Origin of the sequence: Psychrobacillus insolitus, from assembly GCF_003254155.1 — a bacterium.
Classification (GTDB): domain Bacteria; phylum Bacillota; class Bacilli; order Bacillales_A; family Planococcaceae; genus Psychrobacillus; species Psychrobacillus insolitus.
Window position 1 is genome coordinate 26,099 of the sequence record NZ_QKZI01000003.1, and the last position, 25,832, is coordinate 51,930.

The 25,832-nt window shown below is 36.1% G+C and carries 31 protein-coding genes and 1 riboswitch; of the genes, 5 read left to right on the plus strand and 26 right to left on the minus strand.

What is annotated here, in order from left to right:
* Positions 1-53: 53 nt before the first annotated feature.
* Both C7437_RS09435 and C7437_RS09440 read right to left on the minus strand, forming a co-directional pair.
* A complete protein-coding gene (locus C7437_RS09435) occupies positions 54-1,265 on the minus strand; it encodes an NAD(P)/FAD-dependent oxidoreductase (RefSeq protein WP_111439444.1) in 1,212 nt (403 codons plus the stop codon).
* Between the two features lie 319 nt (positions 1,266-1,584).
* Positions 1,585-1,947, minus strand: coding sequence for a HesB/IscA family protein (locus C7437_RS09440; protein ID WP_111439445.1), 363 nt, complete (start codon positions 1,945-1,947; stop codon positions 1,585-1,587).
* 145 nt (positions 1,948-2,092) lie between these two features.
* Between C7437_RS09440 and C7437_RS09445 the strand changes: the two genes are divergently transcribed.
* Positions 2,093-2,788, plus strand: a complete 696-nt coding sequence (locus C7437_RS09445) for a DUF2225 domain-containing protein (RefSeq protein WP_111439446.1) — start codon at positions 2,093-2,095, stop codon at positions 2,786-2,788.
* Between the two features lie 257 nt (positions 2,789-3,045).
* On the opposite strand, the gene C7437_RS09450 is transcribed toward C7437_RS09445, so the two are convergent.
* Entirely contained in the window at positions 3,046-3,279 is a 234-nt protein-coding gene (locus tag C7437_RS09450) for a NifU family protein (RefSeq protein ID WP_111439447.1), read from the minus strand.
* A gap of 82 nt (positions 3,280-3,361) precedes the next feature.
* Between C7437_RS09450 and C7437_RS09455 the strand changes: the two genes are divergently transcribed.
* Entirely contained in the window at positions 3,362-3,691 is a 330-nt protein-coding gene (locus C7437_RS09455; protein ID WP_111439448.1) for a YuzD family protein, read from the plus strand.
* A 52-nt stretch (positions 3,692-3,743) separates the two neighbouring features.
* Here the strand turns inward: C7437_RS09455 and C7437_RS09460 are convergent, their stop codons facing one another.
* Positions 3,744-4,811 carry an NAD(P)/FAD-dependent oxidoreductase gene (locus C7437_RS09460; protein WP_111439449.1) on the minus strand — a complete coding sequence of 356 codons (1,068 nt, stop codon included), beginning with the start codon at positions 4,809-4,811 and terminating at the stop codon, positions 3,744-3,746.
* Positions 4,812-4,938: 127 nt separating this feature from the next.
* Here C7437_RS09460 and C7437_RS09465 point away from each other — a divergent pair, with 127 nt between their 5' ends.
* Positions 4,939-5,175: a YuzB family protein gene (locus C7437_RS09465; RefSeq protein ID WP_111439450.1), complete on the plus strand. Its 237-nt coding sequence runs from the start codon at positions 4,939-4,941 to the stop codon at positions 5,173-5,175.
* Positions 5,176-5,199: 24 nt separating this feature from the next.
* On the opposite strand, the gene C7437_RS09470 is transcribed toward C7437_RS09465, so the two are convergent.
* Both C7437_RS09470 and C7437_RS09475 read right to left on the minus strand, forming a co-directional pair.
* Complete coding sequence (locus tag C7437_RS09470; RefSeq protein WP_111439451.1) at positions 5,200-5,964, minus strand: TIGR01457 family HAD-type hydrolase; 765 nt, start codon at positions 5,962-5,964, stop codon at positions 5,200-5,202.
* On the minus strand, positions 5,951-6,412 hold the full coding sequence (locus C7437_RS09475; RefSeq protein ID WP_111439452.1) for a DUF86 domain-containing protein: 462 nt from the start codon (positions 6,410-6,412) through the stop codon (positions 5,951-5,953). Before C7437_RS09475 ends, C7437_RS09470 begins: the two co-directional genes overlap by 14 nt.
* Before the next feature lie 85 nt (positions 6,413-6,497).
* Here C7437_RS09475 and C7437_RS09480 point away from each other — a divergent pair, with 85 nt between their 5' ends.
* Positions 6,498-6,764 (plus strand): DUF3055 domain-containing protein, encoded by a 267-nt coding sequence (locus C7437_RS09480; protein WP_111439453.1) that lies wholly within the window; start codon positions 6,498-6,500, stop codon positions 6,762-6,764.
* A gap of 467 nt (positions 6,765-7,231) precedes the next feature.
* Here the strand turns inward: C7437_RS09480 and C7437_RS09485 are convergent, their stop codons facing one another.
* The 5 genes from C7437_RS09485 to C7437_RS09505 all read right to left on the minus strand — a co-directional run bounded on the left by C7437_RS09485 (position 7,232) and on the right by C7437_RS09505 (position 11,790).
* A complete protein-coding gene (locus C7437_RS09485) occupies positions 7,232-7,573 on the minus strand; it encodes a YutD family protein (RefSeq protein WP_111439632.1) in 342 nt (113 codons plus the stop codon).
* A 14-nt stretch (positions 7,574-7,587) separates the two neighbouring features.
* A complete protein-coding gene (gene lipA / locus C7437_RS09490; RefSeq protein ID WP_111439454.1) occupies positions 7,588-8,523 on the minus strand; it encodes a lipoyl synthase in 936 nt (311 codons plus the stop codon).
* A 162-nt stretch (positions 8,524-8,685) separates the two neighbouring features.
* On the minus strand, positions 8,686-9,459 hold the full coding sequence (yunB, locus tag C7437_RS09495; protein WP_111439455.1) for a sporulation protein YunB: 774 nt from the start codon (positions 9,457-9,459) through the stop codon (positions 8,686-8,688).
* A 44-nt stretch (positions 9,460-9,503) separates the two neighbouring features.
* Positions 9,504-10,874, minus strand: coding sequence for a bifunctional metallophosphatase/5'-nucleotidase (locus C7437_RS09500; RefSeq protein WP_111439456.1), 1,371 nt, complete (start codon positions 10,872-10,874; stop codon positions 9,504-9,506).
* Positions 10,875-10,938: 64 nt separating this feature from the next.
* A complete protein-coding gene (locus tag C7437_RS09505; RefSeq protein WP_111439457.1) occupies positions 10,939-11,790 on the minus strand; it encodes a DUF72 domain-containing protein in 852 nt (283 codons plus the stop codon).
* 141 nt (positions 11,791-11,931) lie between these two features.
* On the opposite strand from C7437_RS09505, the gene C7437_RS09510 reads away from it, so the two are divergent.
* Positions 11,932-12,288 carry a hypothetical protein gene (locus C7437_RS09510; RefSeq protein ID WP_111439458.1) on the plus strand — a complete coding sequence of 119 codons (357 nt, stop codon included), beginning with the start codon at positions 11,932-11,934 and terminating at the stop codon, positions 12,286-12,288.
* Between the two features lie 154 nt (positions 12,289-12,442).
* Here C7437_RS09510 and sufB read toward each other — a convergent pair whose 3' ends face one another.
* The 15 genes from sufB to C7437_RS09580 all read right to left on the minus strand — a co-directional run bounded on the left by sufB (position 12,443) and on the right by C7437_RS09580 (position 25,807).
* Positions 12,443-13,840, minus strand: a complete 1,398-nt coding sequence (gene sufB / locus C7437_RS09515) for a Fe-S cluster assembly protein SufB (RefSeq protein WP_111439459.1) — start codon at positions 13,838-13,840, stop codon at positions 12,443-12,445.
* An 80-nt stretch (positions 13,841-13,920) separates the two neighbouring features.
* Positions 13,921-14,352 (minus strand): Fe-S cluster assembly sulfur transfer protein SufU, encoded by a 432-nt coding sequence (gene sufU, locus C7437_RS09520; RefSeq protein ID WP_111439460.1) that lies wholly within the window; start codon positions 14,350-14,352, stop codon positions 13,921-13,923.
* Complete coding sequence (locus C7437_RS09525; protein ID WP_111439461.1) at positions 14,342-15,571, minus strand: cysteine desulfurase; 1,230 nt, start codon at positions 15,569-15,571, stop codon at positions 14,342-14,344. Before C7437_RS09525 ends, sufU begins: the two co-directional genes overlap by 11 nt.
* Positions 15,571-16,878 (minus strand): Fe-S cluster assembly protein SufD, encoded by a 1,308-nt coding sequence (gene sufD / locus C7437_RS09530; protein ID WP_111439462.1) that lies wholly within the window; start codon positions 16,876-16,878, stop codon positions 15,571-15,573. Before sufD ends, C7437_RS09525 begins: the two co-directional genes overlap by 1 nt.
* 18 nt (positions 16,879-16,896) lie before the next feature.
* Entirely contained in the window at positions 16,897-17,676 is a 780-nt protein-coding gene (gene sufC, locus C7437_RS09535; protein WP_111439463.1) for a Fe-S cluster assembly ATPase SufC, read from the minus strand.
* 295 nt (positions 17,677-17,971) lie between these two features.
* Positions 17,972-18,127 (minus strand): YuzK family famiily protein, encoded by a 156-nt coding sequence (locus tag C7437_RS17505; protein WP_484278709.1) that lies wholly within the window; start codon positions 18,125-18,127, stop codon positions 17,972-17,974.
* A 177-nt stretch (positions 18,128-18,304) separates the two neighbouring features.
* The gene (locus tag C7437_RS09540; RefSeq protein ID WP_111439464.1) at positions 18,305-19,153 is read right to left on the minus strand and encodes a MetQ/NlpA family ABC transporter substrate-binding protein; all 849 of its coding nucleotides are present in this window, start codon (positions 19,151-19,153) and stop codon (positions 18,305-18,307) included.
* Positions 19,154-19,217: 64 nt separating this feature from the next.
* Positions 19,218-19,886 carry a methionine ABC transporter permease gene (locus C7437_RS09545; RefSeq protein WP_111439465.1) on the minus strand — a complete coding sequence of 223 codons (669 nt, stop codon included), beginning with the start codon at positions 19,884-19,886 and terminating at the stop codon, positions 19,218-19,220.
* Complete coding sequence (locus C7437_RS09550; RefSeq protein WP_111439466.1) at positions 19,879-20,904, minus strand: methionine ABC transporter ATP-binding protein; 1,026 nt, start codon at positions 20,902-20,904, stop codon at positions 19,879-19,881. The genes C7437_RS09545 and C7437_RS09550 overlap by 8 nt, the downstream gene beginning before the upstream one ends.
* Positions 20,905-20,986: 82 nt before the next feature.
* Positions 20,987-21,098, minus strand: a riboswitch (SAM riboswitch).
* A 40-nt stretch (positions 21,099-21,138) separates the two neighbouring features.
* Positions 21,139-21,459 carry a thioredoxin family protein gene (locus C7437_RS09555; protein WP_111439467.1) on the minus strand — a complete coding sequence of 107 codons (321 nt, stop codon included), beginning with the start codon at positions 21,457-21,459 and terminating at the stop codon, positions 21,139-21,141.
* 14 nt (positions 21,460-21,473) lie between these two features.
* The gene (locus C7437_RS09560; protein ID WP_111439633.1) at positions 21,474-21,815 is read right to left on the minus strand and encodes a toprim domain-containing protein; all 342 of its coding nucleotides are present in this window, start codon (positions 21,813-21,815) and stop codon (positions 21,474-21,476) included.
* Between the two features lie 82 nt (positions 21,816-21,897).
* Positions 21,898-22,278, minus strand: coding sequence for a glycine cleavage system protein GcvH (gcvH, locus tag C7437_RS09565; protein ID WP_111439468.1), 381 nt, complete (start codon positions 22,276-22,278; stop codon positions 21,898-21,900).
* 74 nt (positions 22,279-22,352) lie between these two features.
* On the minus strand, positions 22,353-22,715 hold the full coding sequence (locus C7437_RS09570; RefSeq protein WP_111439469.1) for an arsenate reductase family protein: 363 nt from the start codon (positions 22,713-22,715) through the stop codon (positions 22,353-22,355).
* Between the two features lie 79 nt (positions 22,716-22,794).
* Complete coding sequence (locus tag C7437_RS09575; RefSeq protein WP_111439470.1) at positions 22,795-24,576, minus strand: acyl-CoA dehydrogenase family protein; 1,782 nt, start codon at positions 24,574-24,576, stop codon at positions 22,795-22,797.
* Positions 24,577-24,631: 55 nt separating this feature from the next.
* Complete coding sequence (locus C7437_RS09580) at positions 24,632-25,807, minus strand: acetyl-CoA C-acetyltransferase (RefSeq protein ID WP_111439471.1); 1,176 nt, start codon at positions 25,805-25,807, stop codon at positions 24,632-24,634.
* Positions 25,808-25,832: the final 25 nt, after the last annotated feature.

Consider the following 25,832-nt stretch of genomic DNA (forward strand, 5'->3'; position numbering starts at 1 on the left):
CTGAAGTTTCAGTGGGAGCAGATCATCAATCTATTATTACTTATTAATAACTATTAAAGTTTAAACTTACCTTTTTTCAAAACTAGTAAAGGTCCACCGATCATGTAAAGCGCACGGTTATCGATGACTTTTTTCATAATAGATGCTTTTGTTCCTGTAATTTTTTTACCCATTACATCACCAATTGCATCATGCTCTCCAAGAGAACATACTGCCCCTTTTAGATCCGGTACGAATTCTGATGTTCCTTCTCCATTAATTAGGGCTAAGATATTTTTTGCAACTGTTACAGCTTGTTGCATTGCAATTTGAGCTGTTGGTGGGTATGGACGATTAATTTCTTCGTTAATCATAAGCGCACAATCTCCAACGATGAATACATCTGGGAATCCAGGAGCACGCATGTCTTTGTCAACTTTAACTCGTGCACGCATATTTTCAATACCAGATGATTCGATTAAACGATTCCCTCGAACTCCTGCAGCCCATACTACTGTACCAGCTTTGATGAATTCGAATTCTTCTTCACCTGTTTTAATTTTAACGCCTTCAGGAGTAGCTTCTACTACAGGAGTACCAATAGAGAATTCAATTCCTTTAGACTCAAGTTGAGCTACAGCATATTTTACTAGTTCCGGATCAAATCCTGGAAGTACCATTGGAGCAGCTTCTACACAAACTACACGTACTTTATCTTTAGGTACATCATATTCTTTACATAATTCAGGAACACGATTTCCTAATTCTCCTAAAAACTCAATACCCGAGAATCCAGCTCCACCCACAACGATTGTTAGACGAGAATCATCTTGTACATCATCAGTAGACCAGTTAGCAAATTGATATTCAATATGATCACGAATTTGACGAGCTGCGTTTACATTTGCAATAGATAATGCATACTTGTCTAGACCAGGAATCCCAAAAGTTTCCCCTTCGAACCCTAAACCAATTACTAGATAGTCGTATGTATACTCTCCGGCGCTAGTTGCCACTTTTTTAGTATTAACATCAATACCATCTACAGTAGCTTTAACAAATTTCACTTTACCTGAGTTAATTACATCTTTTACATCATAACGCACTTGTTCAGGAGTTAGCGTCCCAGCTGAAGCCTCATGTAACCAAGTTGACTCATAATGATAATCATTTTTATTGATTAAAATAATATCAGCAGCATTTGGTCCTGCTAATTTTTGTAAGTTTACTACCGTAGTTAATCCACCGTATCCTGCACCTAGTACTAGAATTGTTGGTCTTTTCAAGAAGATCGCAACCACCTTTTTATATTTTTATATTCATCCAATTTTCATTCACTCTTTGTCTAATCTAGGACAAAATTTATACTTCTTATATTAGACCTTTTATGACACTATTTCAATACATTGTTAGGAGATTGTAAAGAATCGAAAATATCGAAAATTCACATAAGAAAAGCGCAAGCGCCTATCACTGCCCCAAGAGGCAACGTTCTTCTACGACGAGCTTTGCGCTGGAGCTAGACAGATTATGCAGAAATTCTACATAATTTTTTACATTAAAAGAGTGATTTCTATCTAGTAGAAATCACTGCTCTAAGTATTATTAACAATTCTCCGGTGTACCTTGCTTCACTGCTGTTCTAAACGAAGAACCACAGCCACATGAAGCGATTGCATTAGGATTCTCTATTGTGAACCCTCCACCCATTAAAGATTCTTTATAATCTATCGTTGTTCCATTTAAAATAGTTGCATCTTCTTTAGCTACAACCATATGAATTCCATGTTGGTGCAATTCAAGATCTTCTCCCTGTACTTCTTTTTCAAAACCCATACCGTAAGAAAGACCACTACAACCGCCACCGTTTACAGAAACACGAAGCAAGGAACCCTCTTCATCATTGTGCTTCATCATTTCTTTCACGCGGTAAGCTGCCGCTTCAGATAAAATTACTACTTCCGTCATCTGAATCACCATCCTTTTCTTTTACTTATCATACCAATGTTTTCACTATCTAGACAAGGAAAACTACTTAGCAAAATATTTAACCTTACTCTATTCCATCAAGTATAATAGAACTATAAAGAACATGATTGAAAGAAGGATTTTTATGGAAATCCCTGCATATTACCAACAAAGTATTGAATGCATTTTTTGTAAACAAAATTTTAAAACGACTAAAATACGTTCTAAATTTATAAAAGTTGAGCATCATGAGACAGATTTTCAACCTATTTACGAAAATAAAGAAATTAATCCCCTTTTATATAATGTTTATGTCTGCGAACATTGTGGGTTTTCATTTACAAAGGATTTCACCAAATATTTTGCCCCAGGTGTGAATAATCTTATAAAAGAACAAGTCACAGACAAGTGGGTTTCTCGTTCTTTTGGGCATGAAAGAAGCATTCAAAAAGGAATTATTACTTATAAGCTGGCCATCCATTGTGGTACGATCAAAAAAGAAAAGTTTGTCACTATTGGAGGATTAGCTTTGCGAACAGCCTGGCTCTTCCGATTAATAGAAAATACAGCGCAAGAACAACGCTTTTTAGAAATTGCTCGAAATCGATATGCTGACTCTTATATGAATGACGACTATAGAGGCTCACAAATGTCCGAGACAAAAATGCTCTATCTTATTGCAGAATTATCTAGAAAAATAGAAGATATTGAATATGCAACTCGTTATTTTTCTAAAGTTATTGAAAAGCAAAGTACATCTCTTGAACCTAAAATTGTTGAAATGGCAAAAGAACGTTGGCAAGAAATACGAGATGAAAAACAAAAAGAAGCCTTAAACTAACGGCTTCTTTTTTATTATGACGGAATCAAATACGCCGAGGCGTATTTGCTTCCGCTTCACTTCGTTCAGCTCCGCAGAAAACAGTGCGCCCAGATTTTTATCGAGCTTGCTCGATAAATTCCTCTAAAAATCTGTGGCATCCGCCGGAGGACTTGGGCCAACAGGATGTTGGTCACTCAGGCGTTGCCGCAGGACGCGGCGTTCTTAGCCAGAGTTCCTTGAATTCAGCGGGAGTTTTTGGACCCTGCTGAATGAAGTTAAAATACTTGTTCTACTTCTATTACTCCTGGAACTTCTTCAAGCAGAGCACGTTCAATCCCAGCTTTTAATGTAATCGTTGAACTTGGGCAACTTCCACAAGCTCCTAAAAGGCGTAGTTTTACAATTCCATCTTCAATGTCTACTAGCTCGCAGTCTCCACCATCGCGTAATAAGAATGGGCGTAATTTATCTAAAACTTCTTGAACTTGTTCATTCATTGTATCAGTCATTTCTATCGACTCCTTTCACTATAATCATTATAATGTGAAGGAAGAGAAAAATCCAATAAAGAAATTCAGGAGGAACAAAAATATGAACCAAAAACCATTAACTATTGAAATATTTGGAGCGGATATTGCATGTGCAAGTTGCGTAAATGCACCATCCTCTAAGGATACACACGAATGGCTACAAGCTGCGATCGACCGTAAATTCCCAAAAAATAATATTACTTTTACTTATATCGATATCGAACAACCAATTGAGAATGAGAAACATCGCGATATTGCCAATCGAATTACAGAAGATGAATTTTTCTATCCTCTTGTCATGATCAATGATGAAATGATTGGTGAAGGATATATTCAACTTAAGTCGGTTTATGCTGCACTAGAGAAATATGGGTATACAACGGAAATTTAACTAAAAAAAGCTTTTCTACGCTGATTTGATAGCGTAGAGAAGCTTTTTTATATTACCCATTATGGCGTTTATACATCCAAAGTAAACCGGATTTCATCAAGCGTGCAATGCGACCAGTTACAGAAATATCAGCTAAATATGCAAATCCTTGTTTCTTCCCAAGCGATCCCATAAATCCTTTTAACTTAATTTCTGGCATTTTCTCTGGAAGTGAAACATTATCCCATCTCGCTTGAAGAACTTTTACAATTTGTTCAGCTTGTTCTTCAGCTAATTGAGCACTTGGAGCTAACGGAAGAGATGCTGAATCTCCAACGACAAATACATTTTCATATCCTGGTATATCATGATATTGTGTTAAAATAACACGTCCTGAATTATCTTTTTCGCCAGGTAATGCACGAACTGGAGCGGCAGGTTGTATCCCTGCTGTCCATACAACAACATCGACAGGAATAACTTCTTCATGATTGTATAACTTGTTTGGCTCTACTTTCGTAATGTTTGAGTTACTTACTACATCAACATTATTGGAATCAAACCATTTTTGTACGTATTTACTTAAACGTTCAGGGAAATCTCTTAAAACACGCGGACTACGATCAAACAACTTAATCCGTAAATCAGGTCTGCTTTCACGTAGCTCACTAGCAAGTTCGATTCCACTAAGTCCTGCGCCAACAATTCCAACTATAGAACCTGCAGAAAGACCACCAATTTTACTGTATGTCTCACGAGATCGTCCAATTGTTTGAATACTATACGTAAACTCAGCTGCTCCTGGCACTCCGTGATACTTATCTTCACAACCTAATCCAATAACTAAATCATCATACGCAATCGCTTGTCCATCTATCAACAATACATTTTTATTTTCTACATCAATTTCAGTAATTTCGCCATATACTATTTTCAGTCTATCGCTTTCCGGAAATGCAACACGAATCTCATGGTCAGACGATGTTCCCGCAGCTAGAGCATAAAATTCCGTTTTTAAACTATGATACGGCGTTCGATCAACTAATGTGATTCTTACATCCTCTGGCAAATTATTTGGTAATAAACGAAGTAGTACTCGCATATTACCGTATCCTCCACCTAATAATACTAAATTTCGCATATTTGTCTCCTTCAACTTTCATTGTCATATCATATTATAAATGATTGTGATGAATTTCACAATCATACTTCTAAATTGACGAACGATAAATTATAGAGTAGGATGACGAAGTAGTGAGGTGACAGCTATGAATCCAATGGTTGAATTTTGTGTAAGCAACCTTGCAAATGGTGCTCAAGAAGCATTTGAAATATTAGAACGGGATCCCAATCTAGATGTATTAGAATATGGTTGTTTGAGCTATTGTACAAAGTGTTCTGATACACTTTATGCAATTGTAAATGGTGACCTTGTCGAGGCAGATACACCAAGTGAACTCGTGACTAACATATATAAATACATTGAAGAAAATCCACTATTTTAAAAGACTGCGAAAATTCGCAGTCTTTTATTTTATCCATTCTTCTAATGACTCCAAATAATAAGTCGGTTGTGCATCTTCTTGTTGAACTTCCTCTGTGCGGTTTACACCACTATTCACATGTGCTGTATGAATTCCCATTCGAATACCTGTTAAAATATCCGTCTGATAATTATCTCCAATCATAATCATCTCTTCTTTTTTAAATCCAAATTTTTGTTGAATTAATTCCAACATAAAAGGTTCTGGTTTTCCAACAAATAATGGCTCCACTCCAGTTGAATGCTCAACCAGTTTCGTAAATGCCCCGTTTCCTGGAACTAATCCTCTTTCAGAAGGAAAAACATGGTCTTTATTTGTCGATATAAAAGCAGCTCCTGCACGAATGGATAAACAAGCGGTAGCAAGTTTGTCATAGTTTATCTGCAGATCAATCCCCATCACTACAACTTCGGCTACTTCATCTGTATATAAAATATTCTTCCCATCCAATGCATCTTTTAATCCATTACTACCAATGACAAAAACAGATTTACCAGAATGAGTAGATTCAATATAATTTGCACAAGCAATAGCAGATGACATAATATGGTCAGCTTCTACTTGTATATCCATTTTTTGAAGCTTTTCTTGTAATTGAAGCTGTGTCATAGAAGAATTATTCGTCACGAAAAATGGCTCAATTCCATTACGCTGCAAATAATGAACAAACTTAATTGCTTCTGGAATTGGTTCACTCCCTTTGTAAACAGTACCATCTAAATCTAAGCAATATGCTTTATAAGATAACATTCGAGTTCTCCGGCAGAAATGCAGAAACTGGACCTAGTTCATTGACGAGATAACTTTCTACTTTAACTGGAAATTGTTTTAAATAAGAAAGATTAGATACTAATACATGCAATAATTTTTCATGATTTACTGAGTGGAAATCACGTACCAATACTTTTCTAAACTCGATGACCTCTTTTAATGGTGCATCCATTTCAGCAGATATTACTTTTTCATCTGTAAGAATATCGATAATATCATCATAACCTCCTGGATCTCGCATGATAAAACCATCAATCATTGAATTACCTGCATCTATAACGGATTCAATAATATTTTGGCCAATTCGCTCTAATGCTAGTTTAGATATTTCATCTTGTTCCCAGTCTATTTTATTTTCTAATAATTCGAGCAAATGATTCATATAAGTTAAAGTAGTAGCTATTTTTTTTCGATCCACAAAATACATGTAAATGCCTCCTATTTTTTGTTCAGTTGATATATAACTCCATTCTATAGTACCATAAAGCTTAGTTAGGAAGGAGTGTCATCAAATGGAACGATTTTTCTTATACGATGATGTGGAAGATACAAAAACTAGATTCGTTGCTTTTACAGGTGAATCACAGCGATATGATTTAGCCATTGTGCAAAGTAGTCGTTTTTACGGTAAAGTACTTGTCATGGATATTCAATATGGTCGAGCTGCAATTCTAGGACCAGATGACCTAGAAGAACCAGGATACTTGGAGCATATTTATAATAGAAATGAAGAAGAAGCTGCAGAATTAAGAGAATACCTAAGTGAGTTATTGAACTAAAAAAACGGGTTCTTTGACAAATGACGTTGATGAAGAATTTTAGTCGGCTATATTTGATTTATTTATTTGTCACGGGACTGTCCAGAAATTCAGTAAAACTGATTTTTTGCGGCAGTCTTTTTTTTTTGTAGTTTTATTCAATAGGAATGTTTGCGTCTCGAATATCAAGTAAAGATTTAATGCTATGAGAATGTAACTAGTGAGTTCCCTCCTGGATGATGGTTTTAGTCGACTTTTATTCTACAAGGAATATCACTTGTTTCCTATACTCTCTTAGCTGATTTCGTTCCGAGCGGCGACTCCAGTGGGATTAGCGTGACAGGTGAGACCCCACAGAAGCGCGGTTTTCACGGGCGAGGAGGCTCACCGCACGCCCCACGGAAAGCGTCCGCTCGGAACGAAATAAGCGTGCATCAGTTTTTTTACCAACGCCATATATTGTACAACTAAAAAAACGTGGAACTAGATCAAATTTGATCTAATTCCACGTTTTCTTGTATTGGCTCTTCAATTTGGGCAGGAATTACTTTTGGTGCAACTCCAGATTTCTTGATAAGGAAATAAGCACAACCGAAATTACAATATTCATATAAGTAATCTTTCATCGTACTTATTTTCGTATCGAAAGTTGCCTTATTATTTTTATCCTCGAAGAAACCTTTTAAACGGAGTTGGCCGTAGCCCCAGTCACCCATGATATAGTCATATTTCGTTAATATTTCACTATATCTTTCTATGAAGGCTTCTTCTTTAAATGCTTCACGGTAATCTTCTATGATCTCATACGTAAAACCTTCAGCAATAATCATTTCGTCACCATCCATTAGCTGTTTAGAGTAGCTATTTTCTCTTCACCTTGTAGTTGTCGTTGTTTAGCAGAAGCATTCACTTGTTCATCTGCATGATAGCTACTTCTAACTAGAGGACCAGCTTCGCAATGAGAGAATCCTTTACTCATCGCAATTTCTCGTAATTCACCAAATTCTGAAGGTGAATAATATTTTAACACAGGTAAGTGCTTTTTCGTTGGTTGTAGATATTGACCGATCGTCATGATGTCTACATTATTAGCTCGTAAATCATCCATAACTTCTATAATTTCTTCTTTTGTTTCCCCTAAACCTAGCATTAGCGATGATTTAGTTGGAATTGTAGGTTGCATTTCTTTAGCACGACTTAATAATTCTAGTGATCGATCATATTGTGCTCTTGCACGAACTCTTGGAGTTAAACGGCGTACTGTTTCGATATTGTGATTTAAAATATCTGGTTTTGCATCCATTATGTTACGAATATTTTGTTCAATTCCACCCATATCAGAAGGTAATACTTCTATTGTAGTGAACGGATTTTTACGACGGATTGCACGAATTGTCTCAGCGAACACTTCTGAACCGCCATCTTTTAAATCATCTCGAGCTACAGCAGTTACTACTACATGCTTTAAATTCATAATAACAACCGAATCTGCTACGCGCTCAGGTTCTGCTAAGTCAAGCTCTGTTGGAAGTCCTGTTTTAACAGCACAAAAACGACATGCACGTGTACAAATTGCGCCTAAAATCATAAAAGTAGCTGTTCTTCGTGACCCCCAACATTCATGAATATTCGGGCATTTAGCTTCTTCACAAACTGTATTTAAGTTATTTTCACGCATTAATTTCTTCAGACCATTATAGTCTTCATTTGTATTTAACTTTATTTTTAACCAATCTGGTTTACGTTGGTATTCTGGTTTCGTCGGTTTACACGATGTCACTTTTCATCGACCCCATTCCTAGAAATGTTACATTACTGTTGTCAATGTAACATATTTTTAGAATTCAAACAACCTTCTGAAACTGATATTCCCTAGTTAAACCATTGGGTAAAAACCAACCTCTATGAAATACATAGATTGGTCGCATCTTATGAATTTGTTTTATTTTTCTGGCACTGGTATTGGCACTTCTATAGATGGAGCATTACCCCCTTCACCTTTTGTATAAATATATGGAACTTGCCCTTGAACCAGCCCCATCGCTACAGGAATATTCTGTTCCACCACACTCATTTTACTTGCTAAGGGCACGATTATTTGTACATTAACTTTTATATGAATGCTCACTTCTACATACGCATTATTAATACCAAATTCTCTTATAGAAGACTCCACATTCGATTGAACATTTCCGATGACATGAAAACGGATCGGTATTTTAGGACCTAAATTACCAATTAACGGGATATTAGTTGCTTGCCCCATTGGCACAAAAAATACGACCCCACCTCGTTCTTCCATTGTTTGTTTATCGTACTCTATGTCATCCAAATAAGGTAAACTCGACAAGTCTCCCTTTTCTGCCTGTTCTAAATGTGATTGTACTAAACTATTTGTATCAGATAGCACTCGGTTAATGATTTCTGTATTAAATTTTGTCGTCACCATATTATTACTATTATCTGATGGAACTTCCTCAATAATATCATTCACGTCTAATACATTCGCAGTCCTCGAATTAATCGCCTTGCTTATAACCATGGACGCAATCTTATTCGTTTGCACTTCTGCATAATTTAAATAGGTGGGTGTTAAACGTCCATTAATAAAGTAAAACAAGCCCGCTATAGATATCAGAAAACACGCTAAAAAAATGGCTAATTTACGCTGTTGTGTAAAGATACTAAAATGTTTCTTTTTTTTATTAAACCGCATAAAATCCCCCTAATTATGTATATGTAATTAGGGGGTAATCAATGTCAATTTTTAATTAGTTCTTGTTTTTTCCCGTACCATTTCATAACATCTCTTAATAGCTCTGGCATAAAATAATTTTTATGTGCAAATTTTAATGAAGGAAAGAAATAACCGAAAGTGAACATATCTAGCGTAGCCAGTTTATACACTTTTTCTAAATGAAGTAATTTTTCTCGAATGTAAACGTCTCCGTTGTCATCTTCCACCAAATGTTCAAAAAGCATCTTACCTAAGTATTTCCCACGGAACCCTAATCCTTTAACTTCCAAATGTGGCCATTTTTCGTTTTTTGACAGTTCTAGGATTTCTAATAAATCTGCACCTCTTAAAGTGATCACGCAAGGATTTATCGGATGAGGCAACAAACTATGCAAATTTTCATCTGTAACTACACCCTTGTTTAAATCAGTGAGTAATATACCTGCTGGGAACATCGCACAATCAGCTTCGGTAAAAGCTAATAATGCTTTTCCAAAGAAATCAGACATATCAGAACGTTGGAACCAGTCTTTCTTAAGCTTTTTAGGATTTTGAAAAGCTTCAGTAGAAAGTTTTCTAATACCAATTTCATCCCATCGCTTCTGCTTTAAATCATTGTCCAGCGGAGCTAGTAAATCAACAGTTGGGTATAATATTGCTTGTTTAGATATGACTTCACGCTTGTCATGGTCATATTCGATTGTAACTTGACCAATATACACGCCAAATTTCCCTGCTGCAGCTTGTAATGTATTTCCCGACATTTTTCCCTCTTCAAAAAAATGATGCGTATGAGCACCTAAAATAACATCAATTTGTGGTATTTGCTGAGTCATTAGCTCGTCTTGTGATATACCTAAATGAGACATACAAATAATAATGTCTACTTGCCCTTCAATTTCTGCACAAACTTCTTTTAAGCGCTCTAGAGGGTCTTGAACATGCCATCCAAGCTTTTCGTAATAGATCCCAAAATCTGCGGTTGCAGCTACAAGACCAATCCGAATACCAGATGGTGACGTATGAATTTTATAAGGCAGTACCCACGAAGGAATATTACCAAATTGATCTGTAAAGTTCGAAACAATGACCCCAAACTGTGCATTTGTATACAAAGTATCTAAATCATCATGACTCAGTGTAATGCCTTCATTGTTACCAATAGTCACATAATCATAGTTTGCTTGATTTAATAATTCAATATTCCCTATACCAAGCGTACCCTCTGTATATATATTCGACCTGTCCAAATGATCCCCAATATCTAAAGTAAGGTAGAAATCATTAGGATGGTGAGCTTTTCTTTTTTCTGAAAGAAACTGATCAATCTTTGGCCAATTTTCAAAATGACTATGTAAATCATTTGTATGATAAATGTATATTATTTCCTTCATCCTCGACCCCTACCTTCCTTTCATTCATTCATTCATTCATTCATTTCACTTAGTGTATGTCTGATCAAAAATCTTCCTCAAATAAATCTAATTGCTTTGGAGCTAATCCGTCAAACTTAACACCAAGCATCTGTTGAAAAGTCTTTGCATTATTAGCAGCATGTCCTCCAGAGTTATTATTGAATAATAGGATGACGTCTTTTGCTTGTTCATGTAATTGCTCACAGATTGATTTAATATATGTTAGTTCTTCCTTATTATAGTCGTATAAATAGCGAACTTCTCTCCATTTTTCTTTATTCCCATGGTTAATCCACCCATATGTATTTCGACCATGTAATCGTATTAATACTTTATCAGAAGTGGCAATCGGAACTAGAGGAATACTTCCTTCTCCAGCCTGTGGTTCGTCACAGACGCTATGGTGAAACTGATGACTTCTCAAAAACTGCACTGTCGATTGTTGATATTCAGGTGCATACCAAGATTGGTGTCTGAACTCAATAACTACATCAAAATCTTTTAGTTCTTCTCTGACTTTTCTAAGATAAGTCACATTTTCTGTTTCACAACGAAACCAAGGGGGAAATTGAACTAATACCATAGCTAACTTTCCGGCTTCTTTAAAAGGCATAATGGACTTTCGATATAGCTCGAACATTTCTGTAGTAGATTCAAATGGAAAGTCCCCACGTAAATGTCCTGTGATGCCTTGATAAGCCTTTACAACAAATTGAAAATCAGCAGGTGTTTCTTTTATCCATTTCAAACTATTTTTTATTGGTTGAATGGCATAAAATGATGCATCTAATTCCACTACGGGGAAATGAGCACTATAATCTTGCAGTTTTTCTTTTGCAGAAGAAACATACAAGTCTGGATGATCTCCCCAGCCTGTTAAACCAATTTGAATCATCAGATCACCTCATTATATATTCAATAATACCATATCATTCGTTCAGAGTAAGGTTACAAAAATTGATCTCTTTTCCTAAAGAAAATAAGATTCTAATCCTTACCCAAGTTTAATATAGTAAAAATAAATGGAGGTTTTTTTATGCACAGAAAAAAGTTTAATTGGCTTCCTGCACTTTTAATTACACTAATTATACAACATTTATTATTTATACTATTTTTATATATGGAAGCCAGTGTATTACCGGAGGCATTTCAATCATTTTTTATTCTTGTTGTTGTAATTGCAATCTTAGGTGGGTTAATAGGAACACATTTTTACATGAAACACGCTCTACATTTTGGCGGTATATGTGCCGCACTTTATATTGTGCTTAACCGATTATACTATGGACATGATTTATTAAACACAGACGCTATTTTAATCGTACTGGTAGCATATGTAGCAGGTTATATTGGGGCAATTCTATATCACAAACAATTAGGCAGATTTCTTTAAAGTGATATAGCAATTTGAAATTGATCGAAAAAAATAGAAGAAGGCGAACTATAAATAAGTTCGCCTTCTTCTTTACTTTGTAAACAAATCGGCACAGAAGAGGCACGACTATTTTTGAAGGATATAGAAAATAACACCAAAACCTTTTGGAGTATTAACCTATGCTTCCTTCCATTTCAAACTTGATCAGACGGTTCATCTCAACCGCATATTCCATTGGAAGTTCTTTTGTGAATGGTTCGATGAAGCCCATTACGATCATTTCAGTTGCTTCTTCTTGACTAAGACCACGACTCATCAAGTAGAATAATTGTTCTTCTGAGACTTTAGAAACTTTCGCTTCATGCTCAAGAGAAATATTATCATTCAAGATTTCGTTGTATGGAATAGTATCAGAAGTAGACTGATTATCCATGATTAATGTATCACATTCAATGTTTGAACGAGCACCAGTTGCTTTGCGTCCAAAGTGAACTTGACCGCGGTAAGTTACTTTCCCACCTTGTTTCGAAATTGATTTCGAAATGATCGTAGAAGAAGTATTAGGAGCCAAGTGTAACATTTTCGCACCAGCATCTTGATGTTGTCCTTTACCAGCAATGGCGATAGAAAGTGTCATACCACGAGCACCTTCACCTTTAAGGATTACTGCTGGGTATTTCATCGTTAATTTAGAGCCAATATTTCCGTCAATCCATTCCATCGTAGCATTTGCATCACAAACTGCACGTTTTGTAACTAAGTTAAATACGTTGTTTGCCCAGTTTTGGATTGTTGTATAACGGCAATATGCATCTTTTTTAATAATAATTTCAACAACTGCACTATGAAGTGAGTTTGTTGTGTAAACAGGAGCTGTACATCCTTCTACATAATGTACAGAAGCACCTTCATCTACAATGATTAGCGTACGTTCGAATTGACCCATGTTTTCTGAGTTAATACGGAAGTATGCTTGAAGTGGTGTTTCTACTTTTACGCCTTTTGGTACATAGATGAAAGATCCACCTGACCATACTGCTGAGTTAAGTGCAGAGAACTTGTTATCCGTTGATGGAATAATTGTCCCGAAATGTTCTTTGAAAATATCTTCATTTTCACGAAGAGCAGAATCAGTATCTTTAAATATGATACCCAAGTCAGTAAGTTCTTGTTTCATATTGTGGTAAACAACTTCTGATTCATACTGTGCAGAAACACCAGCAAGGTATTTTTGTTCAGCTTCAGGAATACCAAGTTTATCAAAAGTTGCTTTGATTTCTTCTGGTACTTCATCCCATGATGTTTCAGTTTGTTCAGATGGTTTTACGTAATACGTAATTTCATCAAAATTTAATGACCCTAAATCTCCACCCCATTGTGGCATTGGTTTTGAGTAAAAAATTTCTAATGCTTTTAAGCGATAATCTAACATCCATTTTGGTTCATTTTTCATACGTGAAATTTCTTCAACGATTTCTTTCGTCAATCCACGTTTTGAACGGAAAATGGAAACGTCTTTATCATGGAAACCATATTTATAATCACCAATTTCAGGCATTTTTTTAGCCATCGTAATTCCTCCGTTCTATTTTTAATAGTCTAGCTAAAGCAGCCTTCCCCCATAGTGCAGACATAGGTGCTTCCGCTTTTCTACTCTTCAGAAACACCTTTTTCCATTGCCTTCCATGCAAGTGTTGCACACTTAATACGCGCTGGGAATTTTGAGACACCATTTAGCGCTTCAATATCTTCAAGGTCAATAGAATCATCATGTTCTTTTCCAAGCATCATTTCTGAAAATACTGTAGAAAGTTGCAATGCCTCTTCTACTTTCTTTCCTTTTACTGCTTGTGTCATCATGGATGCGGAAGCCATAGAAATAGAACAACCTTCTCCATCAAACTTAGCATTTTGAATAACTCCATCTTCCACTTGTAATGTTAAATGGATACGATCTCCGCATGTTGGGTTATTCATATCAATTGTTAAAGCTCCATCCTCAATTGAACCTTTATTGCGAGGATTTTTGTAATGATCCATTATTACACTTCTATATAGTTGATCTAAATTTTTAGTAGACATCGTTAAAATACTCCTTTGCAGTACGTAAGCCAGCTATTAAAGAATCTATATCTTCTTTTGTGTTATATAGATAGAAGCTCGCACGCGCAGTTGCAGAAACTTGTAACCATTTCATCAATGGTTGTGCACAGTGGTGTCCTGCACGAACAGCGATACCATTCATATCAAGCACAGTAGCAAGATCATGTGGATGCACATCATTTAAGTTAAACGTTATGATCCCAGCTCTTTTAGATGGATCTGTTGGACCGTAAATAGTTAAACCTTCAATAGCTGACATTTTATCCATTGCATAAGCAGCAAGCTCATGTTCATGTTTTTCAATTTCATCAAGGCCAATTTCTTCTAGGAAATCAATTGCAGCACCAAGTCCTATAGCACCAGCGATAATTGGTGTACCGCCTTCAAATTTCCAAGGAAGTTCTTTCCATGTAGATTCATACAAACCTACGAAGTCAATCATTTCCCCACCGAATTCAATTGGTTCCATTTTTTCTAGTAATGCTTGTTTACCATATAGAACACCAATACCAGTTGGTCCACACATTTTATGTCCTGAGAATGCAAGAAAATCACAATCTAATGCTTGAACATCTAATTTTATATGTGGTGATGCTTGTGCACCATCTACAACCATGATTGCACCATGTTCGTGTGCAATTTGTGTGATTTCTTTGATTGGATTCATAGTACCTAATACATTGGATACGTAAACAACCGAAACAATTTTTGTTTTATCTGTAATAGTAGCACGAACATTTTCTAAAGATAAAGTTCCATCTGCTTCTAAATCTATATATTTAAGCGTAGCGCCTGTTTCTTTTGCAAGTTGTTGCCAAGGAATAATATTCGAATGGTGTTCCATATACGTAATAACGATTTCATCGCCTTCTTTAACATTTGCAAGGCCGTAGCTTCTAGCAACTGTATTTAGGGATGTTGTTGTACCACGTGTGAATATTACTTCTTTAGTAGATGTAGCATTGATGAATTTACGAACTTTCTCACGTGCTCCTTCGTAACTATCAGTTGCACGGTTACCTAGTGTATGAACACCACGGTGCACGTTTGAATTTTCTAATTCATAATAATTTTTGATTGCCTCAATTACTTGAGTTGGTTTTTGAGAAGTCGCTCCACTATCTAAATAGACAAGTGGATGACCGTTTATCTCTTGATGTAAAATGGGAAAATGGCTTCGAATGTCTGTACTGAGCATTAGCGAACTTTCCTTTCAATAACCTCCGTCAGCTGTTTCTTAACGCCTTCGATCGGTAATTCATTTACTACAGGAGCAAGGAATCCATGAATAACAAGGCGCTCTGCTTCGTGTTGTGAAATACCACGGCTCATTAAATAGTACAACTGAAGTGGGTCTACTCGGCCAACAGAAGCTGCATGGCCTGCTGTTACATCATCTTCATCGATCAATAAAATTGGGTTTGCATCCCCACGCGCTTTTTCACTTAGCATTAATACACGAGATTCTTGAACTGCATTTGCTTTTGTAGCACCAAATTCAATTTTCCCGATACCATTGAAAATAGAAGAAGCTTCATCTTTCATCACACCGTGTTTCAAGATATGTCCTTCTGTTTGTTTACCCCAGTGAATAACTTGTGTTGTAAAGTTTTGCTTTTGTTTTCCACGACCTACAACAACCATTTTCACACGGCCTTCTGAATTGTCTCCAACTAAGTGCGTTGTATTTTCAGAAATTGTATCACTATCGTTCATCATTCCTAGTGCCCATTCAAGTACAGCATCACGACCAGTAACACCACGACGGTTTACATAAGTTGTAAAGCCTTCAGCAAGAACGTCTACAGTACCAAAAGTAACTTTTGCATTGTCTTTTGCAATTACTTCTGCCACAATATTTGCTAATCCATCAGCATGGTCTACTGTTGATAAATAGTTTTCTACATACGTTACAACACTGTTTTGTTCAGCTACTAACAAAGTGTGATTGAATAAAGAAGCAGTTTGATCATCATGTAGATAAATAACTTGAATTGGTGCTTCTACAATTACATTTTTCGGTACGTATACAAATACACCACCGTTTAATAATGCTGCATGAAGTGCAGTTAGTTTATGTTCATGTACTTTTACGCCATCTGTCATAAAGTATTTTTGAACAAGTTCACTGTGCTCGCGCATAGCTGTGTAGATATCCGTTAAAATAACACCTTTAGCTTTTAGATCTTCAGATAGAGAAACAAATGCAGGCGTATTATTGTGTTGAATATAAATATTTTTTTGTTCTTCTGCATTTACTAGTACTTTTACTTCTTCTGGTAATTCATCTAAAGAAGCAAAAACACTACTTTCTACAGTATGTGTAGGAAATTCCGTGAAATTCCAGTTAATAATTTTCGTTTTATCAGGTTTTGGCAATGAAAGTGTTTCAAGTTCACCAAATGCTTGTAAACGGAGATCCGTCATCCAAGTTGGCTCTTGTTTACCTTCTGAAAAGGAGCGGATATCTTGCTCGGTTAATGCCAATTTTGTTTCAACCGTCATGCTTATTCGTCTCCTTTCTTATGCTTCTTGTCCAACTGTCTCGTCTTCAATTCCTAGCTCTTCTTTAATCCATTCATAACCTTCTGCTTCTAGTTTGTGAGCAAGCTCAGCACCACCAGATTTTACAATACGACCTTGCATCATGATGTGGACATGATCAGGAGTGATGTAGTCAAGAAGACGTTGGTAATGAGTAATTATTAAGCTTCCGAATCCTTCTCCACGCATTTCGTTAATACCACTTGATACAACTTTAAGTGCATCGATATCTAGACCTGAGTCAATTTCATCTAAAATAGCGAATTTCGGTTTTAACATCATTAATTGAAGAATTTCGTTACGTTTTTTCTCCCCACCTGAGAAGCCTTCGTTTAAATAACGTTGAGCCATATCAAGATCCATTTCTAGGAATTCCATTTTCTTATCTAATTCACGAATAAATTTCATTAAAGAAATTTCATCGCCTTCTTCGCGACGTGAGTTAATAGCTGAACGTAAGAAATCTGCATTTGTTACTCCAGTAATTTCACTTGGGTATTGCATTCCTAAAAATAGACCAGCTTTCGCGCGTTCATCTACTGCCATTTCTAATACATTTTCTCCATCAAGTTCAATAGAACCTGAAGTAACTTCATATTTAGGGTGACCCATAATAGCTGATGCTAATGTGGATTTACCAGTACCATTCGGACCCATTACTGCATGAATTTCATTTGTATTAATTGTTAAATTAACACCTTTTAAAATTTCTTTACCGTCGATTGCAACGTGTAAATCCTTAATAACTAAAGTCGACATTATAAAACCTCCATTGGGTAACTTTGAATGTATAATCATTCTAATTTATTATCATTCTAATCTTAACCCAAACTGTAGTCCCTTGCAAACCTTTTGAAATACTTTCTCATTTATATTATAAAGCATTAGTTATCCGTGATTTTTTAGACTTTACAACTAAACTACTATCAGAATAATAATTTACTTACGTTTTCAATAGGATGCCTTAATTGAGAAATGATTTCACTACAGGAATAGTGTTAAAGGAAAAATCCATGAAGCAACTTCACTTCATGGATTTTTAATATCTTTTTATTTAGCCTCGAAAAGCATTCGAATCAATTTTCGCGAGTAGTTCAACACTCTTCTCATGATCTCGCTGTCTACGTTGTTCGACTTCCAAACGTAAGTCTTGACTGTTTCGTAATTCTGAATAGCCGAAACCGTGAACTCCTCTAAACGCGTGTTCCATTTGCTCGGTGTATGGCAACTCTTCTAAATTGATAATGAATCATTCCTCTCGATTTTTAATATACGTACTTAACTTATATACCCTTGTATTTTTCAAACGAAACATATTTTTTTGTATTAATAATTTATACTAAAAAAAGCAAGTACATTAAATGTACTTGCTTCCTTTAAGACTTAATCAGTTAACTGGTACGACAGAGCCGCCCCACTCACTTACGATGAAATCTTGAATTTCTTTTGAGTGTAACGCTTCTACTAAAGCTTTAATTACTTCGCTATCTTCATCGCCAGAGTTTACAGCAATGATATTCACATATGGTGACTCAGAATCTTCAATTGCAATTGAATCTTCCAATGGGTTAATACCGGCATCTAAAGCATAGTTCGAGTTAATTAATACCGCATCGCCTTCTTCATTTTCAAACAATTGAACCATTAAAGCAGATTCATAGTTTGCATCAAATACAAGGTTTTTTGGATTTTCTACGATGTCTTTAACTTCAGCAACACTTTTTTCAACGCCTTCTGCTAAAGTGATTAATCCTTTTGCTTCTAACATTGCTAAAACACGACCGTGGTCAGCAATTGAATTACTCATTAAAATAGTTGCTCCATCTGGTAATTCTTCAATAGAACCATATTTTTTAGAATATAAACCGATTGGTTCGATATGAATTCCACCAGCGTTTGTAAAATCATAGCCAAACTCTTCTTTTTGTGACTCAAAGTAAGGGATATGTTGGAAATAGTTTGCATCCAAATCTCCCGAATCTAAATCTTTGTTTGGTAGAATATAATCTTGATAAGTTTCAATTGTAAGTTCAATACCTTGTTCTTCAAGCAGTGGTTTAACTTCTTCTAAGATAACTGCATGAGGTGTATTCGAAGCTCCAACTACTAACTCAGTAGGCTCTGATTTTCCTGTAGTTTCTTTTTCAGTGCTTGTTTCCTTACTTTCATCTGCACCGCAAGCTGCAAGTGTTAATGCACTAACAGATAATAATGCTCCAAATAAAAACTTTTTCAATGTAATTCTCTCCTTTATATTCCCCAAATTTTATATGTAATCGAGTAAACTCGTTAACATCTATCTATCGCTTGTCAATTCTAGTTGTAATTATATCGCCAATCCATTGTACGACAAAGACTAAGATTAAGATCAAAATTGTCGCAGCTAATGTAACATCTTCTCTATTTCGTTGGAAACCATCTAAAAACGCTAGCGTTCCAAGTCCACCCGCTCCTATAATTCCTGCCATGGCTGTATATCCTACTAACGAAATACAAGTTACGGTAATCCCTGAAACTAATGCTGGAAGCGATTCTGGAAGTAAAACCTTCCAAATAATCGTCCATGTTTTTGCTCCCATCGATTTTGCAGCCTCTAAAATACCTTTATCAATCTCACGTAAACCTATTAATACCATACGTGCATAAAAAGGAGCTGCTCCAATTACAAGTGCTGGAAATGCAGCATTTGGTCCTCGCATCGTTCCAATTAGAAATGTCGTCAAAGGTATAAGTAAAATGATTAAGATGATAAACGGTATAGATCTGAATATATTCACAAATGCGCCCGTTAACCAGTTTGCCAACTTATTTGCCCATGCTTGATGAGGACTAGTTAAAAACAATAGAAGCCCAAGTGCAAGACCAATGATAAACGTAAGAACAGTAGATACTGCCGTCATATATAATGTTTCAAGTGCTGCTTCCCACATCTTTGGCCAATCAACATTTGGAAATATTTTATCAATCATTGCTAATCACCTCTGTTAGTACTTTTTGTTCGTGAATAAAGTGAATAGCATCTTCAATAGCAGATGAGTTCCCTTCTAACTGAAGGATTAATGTTCCAAAAGCACCGCTTTTCGTATGCGAAATATTTCCTTGAACTATATTTACTTCTAAATCGAATTGTTTAATCAACTTAGAAAGAATTGGTTGTTCTGTTTGCTCACCAACAAATACAAGTTTAATGAGTTTACCATTTGGATATAATTCTACTAAACGCTGAATAGTTTGCTCTGCTTGTCCCTTTTCAGAAACTTGTGACACAAAGCGTTTTGTAATTGGCTGTTTAGGGTTTTGGAATACTTCTAATACATCCCCTTCCTCAACAACGTGACCTGCTTCCATCACTGCTACTCGGTTACAGATTTTTTGAATGACTTGCATTTCATGTGTAATCAATACAATTGTTAGTCCCAATTTTTCATTTATACTAATTAGTAAATCTAAAATAGAATCTGTTGTTTCAGGGTCAAGCGCGGATGTTGCTTCATCACAAAGCAATACTTCTGGTCTATTCGCAAGTGCTCGTGCGATACCTACACGTTGCTTTTGACCACCTGATAACTGAGAAGGATAATAATCTCCTCTTCCCTCAAGTCCTACTAACTCGATCAATTCATTGACACGATCTGCTCTTTTGTCTTTAGGTACGCCTGCAATTTCAAGTGGAAATGCAATATTCTCTGCAACTGTTCTTGACCATAGTAGATTGAAGTGTTGGAAAATCATACTTACTTTCTGTCTAACTTGACGAAGCTTAGCTTCACTTATAGAAGTAATTTCTTGACCGTTCACAATTATTTTACCGCCAGTTGGTTTTTCTAATCCATTCAATAATCGGATTAACGTACTCTTCCCAGCACCACTATATCCAATAATGCCAAAAATTTCCCCCTTTTTGATGTCAAGATTAACACCATCAACAGCAACAATCTGGCCTTGCTTCGTATTAAATTTCTTCGACACAGCCTTTAAGCTAATCATGTAAATCTTCCTTTCATAAAAAAAACCTTCTGCGAAAGAGCAGAAGGGGTTAAGGTTATTATCAAAATAACATTCATCCATTCTCTCATTTTTCAAAGCAAGTTGCCTTGAGTGATTTGGCACCATTTCATGTACATAACATGACGGTTGCCGGGCTTCATAGGGCACTTTCCCTCCACCTCTCTTAATAAGAGCGTTACTATAAAATTGACGTTTCTTGTAAATCGAATATTATCATACCTCTATTTTATCGTCAATACTTTTTATCGTTTCTAACAAAAAAGGTACTGACTGAAATGCATAAATTTTACGATGAACAATGCCATTTTTAGCAATCAACAGACATGGTACGCTTTCAATTTCATAATCCATTGCAATATTTTCTATAAAGTTGATATTTGCTTGCCCAATTGGATAAGGTACTAATTCACGAACTACTTGCATCATTTTTGAAGCAACTTGGCAAGTACCACACAGTTGGGTGTATACATATAAAATAGAAAGACCGGGTACATTTTTAGCTTGTTCCCACTCATCTCGAGTCCATTCATTCATCCATAATCATCATCCTAAAGTAAAAATTCTTTTCTCACCTTAATATTAACACGTTTTAATATAGAAGCCAAAACATCGAGCGGTGTATTGGCGACTTCACAATACATAGATTTTGTATATAAATGAATAGCTTCTGGAAATTCTTTTTTTACAATAGAGCGAATTTGTTCCCCTGATTTATCTGCATCTAAAAAGGCGTAAATCGGTAAATCATCATAAGGACTCAAAATTTCTTCTAATTTCACATTAGAAATTGTTCCGTTAGTACAAATGATTTCAGTTGCTTCATCAAGAACCGGTATTAACCTTAGCTTATCCGATTTTCCTTCAACGAGAATTACCTTTTCACTAAACACTTTAGCCAATTAGATTCTCTCCCAACTTTTCATATATACTAGCATATGAAAAAGCGCCATGAATTAAACGGCGCTTTTGTTATTATTCTTGAATTAATTTATTGTATGCTTCATCTGTTAATAAACCATCTATTTCTGAAGCATCCGATGGTTCGATTACAATCATCCACGCAGTTTCATATGGAGATTCATTTACAAATTCAGGGCTATCATCTAACTCAGCGTTAACTTCTACTACAGTACCACTGATTGGAGCATATAATTCTGAAACGGTTTTTACTGATTCAACACTACCGAAAGGTTCACCAGCTTTTATTTCGTCTCCAACTTGAGGAAGCTCAACAAAAACAATATCTCCTAGTTCAGATTGTGCAAAATGCGTAATACCAATACGTGCTTTACCGTCTTCTGTTTTTACCCATTCATGGTCACTTGAGTATCTTAAATCTTTAGGTGCGCTCATGTTTAAACCCCTCCAAATAGTATTATCAATTCAACTGTAATTTTCACATATTTTACGCTTAAAAACAAGGGAATTTATTGGATTTTCCAAGTCTGTTCAAATTCAGCTTCTTTATAGCCTAGTGTAAGTTGTTTTCCATTATAAACGATTGGTCTCTTGATGAGCATCCCTTCAGATGCAAGCAATTCCAGTTGTTCCTCTATCGACATTTGAGATAATTTGTCTTTCAATTGTAATTCGCGATATTTCATCCCACTTGTATTGAAGAACTTTTTAATATCTAGCTCACTTTTTTCAAGCATTTCTCTAAGTAATTCTTTACTAGGAGGATTTTCTACAATGTGATTTTGCTCGAACGCGAGATTATTTCCTTTTAACCACTTTAACGCTTTTAAACAGGTTGTACATTTTGGGTATCCGTAATATTGAATTGTCATATTTATCACCTTTTACTTTTTTATCTTTCATCATAACAAAAAAAAGCTGATTCATAAAGAACCAGCTTGTTATATATATTTAGACGATATATTTCTCTGCATCGATTAATTTAACTGATGCCTCGCGTTTTTTAAGAATGACATTGTATGGATTGTTACGAGTTAATTTGCGAAGTGCCGAAAGCATGATGCGAAGATTATCCCCATCTGCAGTTGCGATCAATGTTTCTTTAGCAGCAGTTTCAATCTCTCCGAATGCTTCTTGTGTAAATATTTGTGTATACAGAAGTTTTTGATTTGATTTCTCTACTCCACTACGAGCAATTGCTTTTTCTGTACGCAGTACTGCGGATTCCATAGCAAAAATGTTATTTGCAATATTCGCGATGTTCACCAAAACTTCTTGCTCTGCTTCCAGTTTTGTACCAAAACGTTGGACAGCTAATCCTGCAACTAGAATACCAATTTTCTTTGCATTTGAAACGATTGCTTTTTCTTGCGCTAACGGCTCATCACTAATTTCTTCTGGCATCATCATTAGTAGCTCATCTTGTAAACTTTGTGCTTTTTGAAAAAGTGGAAGCTCACCTTTCATCGCTTTTTTGATGAATGTGCCTGGCACGATTAATCGGTTAATTTCATTTGTTCCTTCAAAAATACGATTAATACGAGAGTCACGGTAAATACGTTCTACTTCATATTCTTGCATGAAACCATATCCGCCATGAAGTTGAACTGCTTCATCTGCAATATAGTCAAGTACTTCTGAACCTACAACTTTATTAATAGAACATTCGATTGCATATTCAGCGATTGAAGCTGCGATTGCTTTTCCATCTTTTTGTTGCTCTGCACTCAACTGACTCATACGATCTTCAAAGTATCCAACGGTACGGTAGATTAAACTTTCCGTTGCATACAATTTTGATGCCATTGTTGCTAATTTTTGTTTCGTTAAATTAAAGGATGAAATAGGTGTATTAAATTGTTGACGTTGGTTTGTGTATGAAATTGCTAACTCTAAAGCACGTTTCGAACCACCAATTGCACCTACTCCTAATTTATAACGACCAATATTTAAAATATTAAATGCGATTACATGACCGCGACCAATTTCACCTAATAAGTTTTCTGCAGGAACTTGTGCGTCTTGTAAAATTAGCGTACGAGTAGAAGAAGATTTAATCCCCATTTTCTTCTCCTCTGCTCCCACTGAAACACCAGGGAATTCTTTTTCAACGATGAAAGCAGAGAATTTATCCCCGTCAATTTTCGCATATACAACGAATACATCAGCAAATCCAGCATTTGTAATCCATTGCTTTTCACCATTTAATACATAGTGAGTGCCCTCTGCATTTAACTTCGCAGTTGTTTTTGCTCCAAGTGCATCAGAACCTGAACCTGGTTCCGTTAATGCATAAGCAGAAATTTTATCTCCTGAAGCTGAGTTAGGTAAATACTTTTGTTTTTGCTCTTCATTACCAAATAAGACGATTGGCAATGTTCCTATCCCTACATGCGCACCGTGTGTAATAGAGAATCCACCTGCAACCGATAATTTCTCTGTGATTAGCGCAGATGAAATTTTGTCTAAACCTAAACCGCCGTATTCTTCTGGAATATCTGCAGCAAGTAAACCTAGATCTCCAGCAGATTTAAGCAAGCGAACTGAGTGTTCAAATTCGTGATTTTCCAATTTTTCTACAACTGGCAATACTTCATTATTCACATAGTCTTCTGCAGTTTTAGCAATCATTTTTTGTTCATCTGTATAATCTTCAGGTGTAAATATACGACTTGCCTCGATATCTTCAACTAAAAAGCTTCCACCTGTTACTACATTAATTACTTCTGTCATTTTCATTTCCCCCTATTGTTTGATTGAACATTAATCAACTTTTGCAAAAATCAAATTATAAAATTTCAAATACGCCTGCTGCTCCCATTCCCCCGCCGATACACATAGTAACGACTCCGAACTGCTTCCCTTGACGCTTCAATTCACTGATTAATTTAATAGATAAGATAGATCCTGTTGCTCCAAGTGGATGGCCAAGTGCGATGGCTCCTCCATTTACATTTACTTTGTTAATATCGATCCCTAAGTGACGAACGACTTGAATGGACTGAGATGCAAACGCTTCATTAATTTCCCAAAGGTCAATATCTTCTATTGATAGCCCAGCTAGTTTCAAAGCTTTTGGAACTGCTACAATCGGTCCAATCCCCATAATATCCGGTGGAACCCCACCAACAGCGAATGAACGGAATTTCGCAAGCGGTTTTAACCCTTGTGCTTCTGCAACTTCACGGTCCATCACAAGTACCGCTGCTGCTCCGTCCGATGTTTGAGAAGAGTTACCTGCTGTTACAGATCCCCGTACATTAAATGCTGGACGTAATTTCGCAAGTGTTTCAACAGTTGTACCTACACGAACACCTTCATCCATGTTGAATAGAAATTTCTTTTCTTGTGCTTTATTGTTTTCATCAACAAAATGTTGGACAACTTCTACTGGAACTATATCGTCATTGTATTTACCTGCAGCAATTGCGGCAGCTGCTAGCTCATGTGAACGAACTGCAAATGCATCTTGGTCCGCTCTGCTTACTTCATATTTCTGAGCAACATTCTCTGCAGTATGTCCCATTCCGATATAATATTGTGGAGCTGTTTCAGCAAGATGTGCGTTTGGACGAATAACATTCCCCATCATTGGTACCATACTCATCGACTCTACTCCACCTGCAATGATTGCTTCCGAGTGTCCTAACATAATTCGTTCTGCTGCATAGGCAATCGATTGTAATCCTGATGAACAGAAACGGTTTACTGTAATAGCAGGTGTAGTATCAGGAAGTCCAGCTAACGCTCCGATATTACGCGCTATATTCAACCCTTGCTCTGCTTCTGGCATTGCGCATCCTAGTATTAAATCATCTATTGGTCCATCATATCCACCTGCTCGTTTCAACGCTTCTCTCACAACTAGTGCTCCAAAATCATCTGGACGAACAGTTGCTAGAGATCCTTTTTTCGCTTTACCAACCGGTGTTCTTGCACCTGCTACGATCACTGCTTCACGCATGAGTTCTCCTCCTTTTACCAATACA

What these genes read in the sequence shown, in the direction of transcription:
- C7437_RS09440 (WP_111439445.1), bottom strand. Translation starts at nt 1,947, where the DNA reads ATGACGGAAGTAGTAATTTTATCTGAAGCGGCAGCTTACCGCGTGAAA.
- C7437_RS09445 (WP_111439446.1), top strand. Translation starts at nt 2,093, where the DNA reads ATGGAAATCCCTGCATATTACCAACAAAGTATTGAATGCATTTTTTGT.
- C7437_RS09450 (WP_111439447.1), bottom strand. Translation starts at nt 3,279, where the DNA reads ATGACTGATACAATGAATGAACAAGTTCAAGAAGTTTTAGATAAATTA.
- C7437_RS09455 (WP_111439448.1), top strand. Translation starts at nt 3,362, where the DNA reads ATGAACCAAAAACCATTAACTATTGAAATATTTGGAGCGGATATTGCA.
- C7437_RS09460 (WP_111439449.1), bottom strand. Translation starts at nt 4,811, where the DNA reads ATGCGAAATTTAGTATTATTAGGTGGAGGATACGGTAATATGCGAGTA.
- C7437_RS09465 (WP_111439450.1), top strand. Translation starts at nt 4,939, where the DNA reads ATGAATCCAATGGTTGAATTTTGTGTAAGCAACCTTGCAAATGGTGCT.
- C7437_RS09470 (WP_111439451.1), bottom strand. Translation starts at nt 5,964, where the DNA reads ATGTTATCTTATAAAGCATATTGCTTAGATTTAGATGGTACTGTTTAC.
- C7437_RS09475 (WP_111439452.1), bottom strand. Translation starts at nt 6,412, where the DNA reads ATGTATTTTGTGGATCGAAAAAAAATAGCTACTACTTTAACTTATATG.
- C7437_RS09480 (WP_111439453.1), top strand. Translation starts at nt 6,498, where the DNA reads ATGGAACGATTTTTCTTATACGATGATGTGGAAGATACAAAAACTAGA.
- C7437_RS09485 (WP_111439632.1), bottom strand. Translation starts at nt 7,573, where the DNA reads ATGATTATTGCTGAAGGTTTTACGTATGAGATCATAGAAGATTACCGT.
- yunB (WP_111439455.1), bottom strand. Translation starts at nt 9,459, where the DNA reads ATGCGGTTTAATAAAAAAAAGAAACATTTTAGTATCTTTACACAACAG.
- C7437_RS09500 (WP_111439456.1), bottom strand. Translation starts at nt 10,874, where the DNA reads ATGAAGGAAATAATATACATTTATCATACAAATGATTTACATAGTCAT.
- C7437_RS09505 (WP_111439457.1), bottom strand. Translation starts at nt 11,790, where the DNA reads ATGATTCAAATTGGTTTAACAGGCTGGGGAGATCATCCAGACTTGTAT.
- C7437_RS09510 (WP_111439458.1), top strand. Translation starts at nt 11,932, where the DNA reads ATGCACAGAAAAAAGTTTAATTGGCTTCCTGCACTTTTAATTACACTA.
- sufB (WP_111439459.1), bottom strand. Translation starts at nt 13,840, where the DNA reads ATGGCTAAAAAAATGCCTGAAATTGGTGATTATAAATATGGTTTCCAT.
- sufU (WP_111439460.1), bottom strand. Translation starts at nt 14,352, where the DNA reads ATGTCTACTAAAAATTTAGATCAACTATATAGAAGTGTAATAATGGAT.
- C7437_RS09525 (WP_111439461.1), bottom strand. Translation starts at nt 15,571, where the DNA reads ATGCTCAGTACAGACATTCGAAGCCATTTTCCCATTTTACATCAAGAG.
- sufD (WP_111439462.1), bottom strand. Translation starts at nt 16,878, where the DNA reads ATGACGGTTGAAACAAAATTGGCATTAACCGAGCAAGATATCCGCTCC.
- sufC (WP_111439463.1), bottom strand. Translation starts at nt 17,676, where the DNA reads ATGTCGACTTTAGTTATTAAGGATTTACACGTTGCAATCGACGGTAAA.
- C7437_RS17505 (WP_484278709.1), bottom strand. Translation starts at nt 18,127, where the DNA reads ATGGAACACGCGTTTAGAGGAGTTCACGGTTTCGGCTATTCAGAATTA.
- C7437_RS09545 (WP_111439465.1), bottom strand. Translation starts at nt 19,886, where the DNA reads ATGATTGATAAAATATTTCCAAATGTTGATTGGCCAAAGATGTGGGAA.
- C7437_RS09550 (WP_111439466.1), bottom strand. Translation starts at nt 20,904, where the DNA reads ATGATTAGCTTAAAGGCTGTGTCGAAGAAATTTAATACGAAGCAAGGC.
- C7437_RS09555 (WP_111439467.1), bottom strand. Translation starts at nt 21,459, where the DNA reads ATGAATGAATGGACTCGAGATGAGTGGGAACAAGCTAAAAATGTACCC.
- gcvH (WP_111439468.1), bottom strand. Translation starts at nt 22,278, where the DNA reads ATGAGCGCACCTAAAGATTTAAGATACTCAAGTGACCATGAATGGGTA.
- C7437_RS09570 (WP_111439469.1), bottom strand. Translation starts at nt 22,715, where the DNA reads ATGACAATTCAATATTACGGATACCCAAAATGTACAACCTGTTTAAAA.
- C7437_RS09575 (WP_111439470.1), bottom strand. Translation starts at nt 24,576, where the DNA reads ATGACAGAAGTAATTAATGTAGTAACAGGTGGAAGCTTTTTAGTTGAA.
- C7437_RS09580 (WP_111439471.1), bottom strand. Translation starts at nt 25,807, where the DNA reads ATGCGTGAAGCAGTGATCGTAGCAGGTGCAAGAACACCGGTTGGTAAA.